Source organism: Nocardioides sp. CPCC 206348 (assembly GCF_048654705.1).
Lineage (GTDB): Bacteria > Actinomycetota > Actinomycetes > Propionibacteriales > Nocardioidaceae > Nocardioides.
Genome location: NZ_JBMCZA010000192.1, coordinates 9,369 through 13,635, shown reverse-complemented (window position 1 = coordinate 13,635; position 4,267 = coordinate 9,369). Strand labels below are relative to the sequence as shown.

Genomic DNA, 4,267 nt, shown 5'->3' with positions numbered 1-4,267 from the left:
GCCTACGTCGCCCAGCATGTCGAGCTCGCCTACGCCACGACCGTCCACGGCGCTCAGGGCGAGACCGTCGATCACGCCCACTTCGCCCTCGCCGAGTCCACCGGGGCCGCTGCCACCTACGTCGCGATGACACGGGGACGTCACGCCAACACCGCGCACCTCGTCGCCGACTCCATCACCGAAGCCCGCGAGCAATGGATCACCACCTTCAACCGCGACCGCGCCGACCTCGGCCCAGAACACGCCAGACAGCGCGCACTCGACGACATCGACCGCTACGGCCCCACCCAACCCACGACGGCACCGAGGAGACCGGCGCCACCGCTGCCGCCGATGGCTCGACCCGCCCGCGGTCCCGGCGTCGGAATCTGAGCAAGCCCACCCACAAGAGGCTGGAGTTACCGCGACTCCGGCGGCCTGACGGCCCTGGCGAGAACCTCCAGCAGCGCGTCGACCCGCTGAGCATCAACGCTGTAGCGGCGAGTGACGGGGCCGGCCTCGTCGCTGCGCCGCGGGTCGGCGAGCACCACTCCGGCCTCTTCGAGTGCCGTCAGGTGAGCGTGAAGGTTCGCCTCCGAGCCACCCAGCAACCGACGCAGCTCCGCCTTGGTGCACGGACCGTGCTCGTTGATGGCCCCGAGCAGCGCCACCCGCAGCCGGGCGCCGAACACCTCGACCGCAAGCTCGACGGGTTGGGGAAGGTCAGGTCGAACGGTCCGAGGCACGAACGCATTGTCTTTGACCGTCCCTCGGCTTAGCATGTTTCCTCGGTTAAAACGAGGAAAGGAATTCCGTCGATGTCGTTCGCTGTCACCGCCACCGTGATCGTGAGCGCCGCTCCGGCAGCGCTCGACCCCGACCGCTCGCCTCCGACGACGGTCTTCCCGATCAGCTACCTCCCCGACGCATCAGCGACCAACCAGCCCGCTGGCGACACCAGCATCTGTCCCGGCATCGGCGTTGGGGAAGTCGTCTGCCGGGGCGAACTCGCGGTCCAGGCGCGCGAGGAACTCAGGGCGGGCCAGCAGATCGTCGTCACCGGCGAGCTGACGCCGCGACCCTCTCTGAGCCACACGACCGAGGAGGCCGCCGTCATCCTGATCATCGAGGCCAAGGACATCGGCATCAACGTCCCCTGCTCCGACATGGAGTGATCGAGGTCAGCTGAAACCGGGGCACGACCCGTGTCCGGCACCACTGACCACACTCCGGCGAAACGAGTGGGGGGAACCTCCTGACCTGCGCAAACACCAGCCCGGTGACGGGTTCCGGCAGGTTCCCCCCTCGGATCAGGCGTACCCGACCGGCCACGCTCACACGGTCCTGCCCACCCACGTCCAGCAGATCCACCAACGGCTCGTGATCGCCCGGCACCGCCCGCTGGACCTAGGTGACTACCCACCACCACAAGGACCGGCATGCACCCCATCGAGATACCCGACGACTGGAACGACAGCGCACTCCTGACCTTCGAAGAATTCTGCACCCTCATCCACACACCCCAACGAACCGTCCGCGACTGGCGCCGACGACACGTCGGACCACGCTTCTGGCGCTTCAACGGCACCGGCCGCCTCTACACCACCGTCGCCGAAATACGACGGTTCCTGTCCCCTGTCAACGCCCACCGCTAGGAGCCGACGCCATGACCACTGCGCGATCCGAGATCGACACCCACGAGAACGACGAGATGCTCACCATCGACGAGGCCGCCGAGTTCCTGCGTGTGCCCGTCGCCACCATGCGGTACTGGCGCTACTGCGGCACGGGACCCTTCAGCTTCAAGGTCCAGCGCCACGTCCGCTATTGGCGATCCAACCTGGTCCTGTGGCGCGCCGAGCAAGGCCGCGCGCCCAGTTCTCCACAGGAGTCGACAAGCACCAGCGATCGGGCCAGCGAACGCTGACTCTGGAAGCGACGAGGGGAGCGATCATGGCCGGAAACATCGCCAAGCGTCCTGACGGCAGCTGGCGGGCCCGCTACCGCGACGAGCAGGACCGCGAGCGGTCCCGCCACTTCAACCGCAAGATCGACGCCCAGCGCTGGCTCAATGAGGTCGCCGCAGCCGTCCTCACCGGCACCTACGTCGACCCGAACGCCGGCAAAGTGACCTTCCACGAGTTCTACGAACAGTGGTCGGCGCGGCAACTGTGGGTGCCCTCGACCCGAGCCAATGCCGATCTCGCGACTGGATCGGTGCCGTTCGCAGACCTCGGCATGCGGTCGGTCCGACGCTCCCACATCGAGGAATGGATCAAGGACCTCAGCACCCGCCTCGCTGCCACGACTATCAAGACCAGGTTCGTCATCGTCCGCTCCGTCTTCCGCGCCGCCGTCACCGACCGAGTGATCACAGCGGACCCCTGCATCGGCGTCGTCCTCCCCCGACGACGCAAGGCAGACATGGCGATGCAGATCCCCACAGTCGAAGAAGTCGGACGACTGCTTGAGCATGCCGACAGCGAACGTGTGTCGACCCGCAAGGGCTTCCGCGCCTACGTCGCCCTCTGCGCCTTCGCCGGCCTCCGCAAGGCCGAGGCCGCCGCCGTACAACTCGGCGATCTCGACCTGACCCGTGGCCAACTGTACGTCACCCGGCAACTACAGCGGGACGGCTCGACGTACGTCGTTCGAGCGCCGAAGTACGGCTCGGAGCGAACCGTGTTCCTGCCCGACGAGCTCGTGAGTATCCTCGCGAGCCACGTCCACGAGAACGTCGGCGACAACGCCCAGGTCCCGTGGTTGTTCACCGTCGGCGACGAGCCGCTCTACGACAACTCCATCCATTGGCGTTGGCGAGCCACCCGCTCCGCCGCCAAGCTCACCCGCGTGCGACTGCACGACCTGCGGCACTTCTACGCCTCCGGTCTGATCGCGGCTGGGTGCGACGTCGTGACGGTGCAACGCGCCCTCGGTCACTCGTCCGCCAGCACGACCCTCAACACCTACAGCCACCTGTGGCCGACGGCTGCGGACCGCACCCGAGCTGCGGCCTCCGAGCTCATGAAGCAAGCCCTGGCGCGGCCCACCGCAGACCCGTCAGACGGCCCCGAATCGGGACCTCTCTCGAATTCTGCGGACTTTTTGCGGACCAGAGAGGGCCCGCAACGCTCTGACCTGCACAAACAGGCCGAATCAGTAGTACCAGGGGTACGGCGACCAGTCCGGCTCACGCTTCTCGAGGAACTGGTCGCGTCCCTCCTGGGCCTCGTCGGTCATGTACGCGAGGCGGGTGGTCTCACCGGCGAACAATTGCTGGCCGACCAGGCCGTCGTCGAGCAGGTTGAACGAGTACTTGAGCATCCGCTGGGCCGTCGGCGACTTGCCGTTGATCTTGCGGCCCCAGTCGAGGGCGACGGTCTCGAGCTGCGCGTGCTCGACGACCCGGTTGACGGCGCCCATCGTGTGCATCTCGTCGGCGGTGTACTCCTCGGCGAGGAAGAAGATCTCGCGGGCGAACTTCTGTCCGACCATCTTGGCGAGGTACGCCGAGCCGTAGCCGCCGTCGAAGGAGCCCACGTCTGCGTCGGTCTGCTTGAACCGGGCGTGCTCCTTCGAGGCGAGGGTCAGGTCGCACACGACGTGCAGCGAGTGGCCACCGCCGGCCGCCCAGCCGGGCACCACGCAGATGACGACCTTCGGCATGAACCGGATCAGCCGCTGGCACTCGAGGATGTGCAGCCGCGCAAGCTTCGCCTTGTCGATGACACTGGGCTCCTCGGCCCCCGTGTCGGAAGCGCCGATCGCCTTGTCCTCGTACTGGTAGCCCGCCTTGCCGCGGATCCGCTGGTCGCCGCCGGTGCAGAACGCCCACTTGCCGTTCTTGGCACTCGGGCCGTTGCCCGTGAGGATCACGCAGCCGACGTCCGCGCTCATCCGCGCGTGGTCCAGCGTGCGCAGCAGCTCGTCGACGGTGTTGGGGCGGAACGCGTTGAGCACGTCGGGCCGGTCGAATGCGATCCGGACCGTGCCGTGCTCCTTGGCGCGGTGGTAGGTGAGGTCGGTCAGGTCCTCGAACCCGGGCACGACGTCCCACTGGCTCGCGTCGAAGATCTCGCTGACACCGTCGATGGCACTCATGGGTCGAACGCTAACGGGTCTGGAATACCGGTCGGCCACGTGGTCTTGTGGAGGTATGACACTTCAGGGCACGTACGTTCCGAGCAGCTGGCAATGGGTCCGCGACCAGGTCGCGGAGTACGAAGCGTCCGGCGGCTCGAAGGCCAACACGCTGCAGGGCAGCAAGTATCCGATCGTCGTGATCACG

The 4,267-nt window shown here is 67.1% G+C and carries 5 protein-coding genes and 2 pseudogenes; 5 read left to right on the top strand and 2 right to left on the bottom strand.

Going from position 1 to position 4,267, the window contains the following annotated elements:
- Positions 1–372, top strand: a pseudogene (locus ACOADB_RS16810) (AAA family ATPase); the annotation flags it as partial.
- A gap of 26 nt (positions 373–398) precedes the next feature.
- On the opposite strand, the gene ACOADB_RS16805 reads toward ACOADB_RS16810, so the two are convergent.
- Positions 399–725 (bottom strand): winged helix-turn-helix domain-containing protein, encoded by a 327-nt coding sequence (locus ACOADB_RS16805; protein WP_378600875.1) that lies wholly within the window; start codon positions 723–725, stop codon positions 399–401.
- A gap of 72 nt (positions 726–797) precedes the next feature.
- Here ACOADB_RS16805 and ACOADB_RS16800 point away from each other — a divergent pair, with 72 nt between their 5' ends.
- From ACOADB_RS16800 to ACOADB_RS16785, 4 genes and pseudogenes are all read left to right on the top strand, one after another.
- Positions 798–1,154, top strand: coding sequence for a hypothetical protein (locus ACOADB_RS16800; protein WP_378600872.1), 357 nt, complete (start codon positions 798–800; stop codon positions 1,152–1,154).
- Positions 1,155–1,418: 264 nt separating this feature from the next.
- On the top strand, positions 1,419–1,634 hold the full coding sequence (locus ACOADB_RS16795) for a hypothetical protein (protein ID WP_378600869.1): 216 nt from the start codon (positions 1,419–1,421) through the stop codon (positions 1,632–1,634).
- Positions 1,635–1,645: 11 nt separating this feature from the next.
- On the top strand, positions 1,646–1,906 hold the full coding sequence (locus tag ACOADB_RS16790) for a helix-turn-helix domain-containing protein (protein ID WP_378600866.1): 261 nt from the start codon (positions 1,646–1,648) through the stop codon (positions 1,904–1,906).
- A 26-nt stretch (positions 1,907–1,932) separates the two neighbouring features.
- Positions 1,933–2,946, top strand: a pseudogene (locus tag ACOADB_RS16785) (tyrosine-type recombinase/integrase); the annotation flags it as partial.
- Between the two features lie 189 nt (positions 2,947–3,135).
- Here the strand turns inward: ACOADB_RS16785 and ACOADB_RS16780 are convergent.
- A complete protein-coding gene (locus ACOADB_RS16780; protein ID WP_378600863.1) occupies positions 3,136–4,080 on the bottom strand; it encodes a 1,4-dihydroxy-2-naphthoyl-CoA synthase in 945 nt (314 codons plus the stop codon).
- Positions 4,081–4,267: the final 187 nt, after the last annotated feature.

What these genes read in the sequence shown, in the direction of transcription:
- ACOADB_RS16800 (WP_378600872.1), top strand. Translation starts at nt 798, where the DNA reads ATGTCGTTCGCTGTCACCGCCACCGTGATCGTGAGCGCCGCTCCGGCA.
- ACOADB_RS16795 (WP_378600869.1), top strand. Translation starts at nt 1,419, where the DNA reads ATGCACCCCATCGAGATACCCGACGACTGGAACGACAGCGCACTCCTG.
- ACOADB_RS16790 (WP_378600866.1), top strand. Translation starts at nt 1,646, where the DNA reads ATGACCACTGCGCGATCCGAGATCGACACCCACGAGAACGACGAGATG.
- ACOADB_RS16780 (WP_378600863.1), bottom strand. Translation starts at nt 4,080, where the DNA reads ATGAGTGCCATCGACGGTGTCAGCGAGATCTTCGACGCGAGCCAGTGG.